The sequence below is a fragment of the Methylobacterium sp. CCH5-D2 genome (genome assembly GCF_001556475.1).
GTDB lineage: Bacteria > Pseudomonadota > Alphaproteobacteria > Rhizobiales > Beijerinckiaceae > Methylobacterium > Methylobacterium hispanicum.
This window is the reverse complement of record NZ_LSIX01000989.1, coordinates 1-249: the sequence shown is the minus strand read 5'-3', so window position 1 is coordinate 249 and position 249 is coordinate 1. Positions and strand designations below refer to the sequence as shown.

The following is a 249-nucleotide window of genomic DNA, read 5'->3' as shown; positions in this document are numbered from 1 at the left end:
CGAGCGGCGCCGCGAGGCGGTCGCCCGCGCCTGCCGGCTGATCGAGCGGGCCGAGACCGAGCCGGCGCTCGATGCACTGGCGGCCGAGGCGGGCCTGAGCGCGCACCACTTCCACCGGGTCTTCCGCGCGATCACCGGCGTGACGCCGCGGGCCTACGCGCGGGCGCGCCGGGCCGAGCGCCTCGCCGCTGCCCTGCCGACGGCCGGCACGGTGACGGAGGCGCTCTACGCGGCGGGCTAAAACGCCCC

At 79.5% G+C, this 249-nt stretch carries 1 pseudogene; it reads left to right on the top strand.

Annotation, left to right across the window (positions count from 1 at the left end):
- Positions 1-238 (top strand): annotated as a pseudogene (locus AX737_RS26725) (helix-turn-helix domain-containing protein); the annotation flags it as partial.
- Positions 239-249 lie beyond the last annotated feature (11 nt).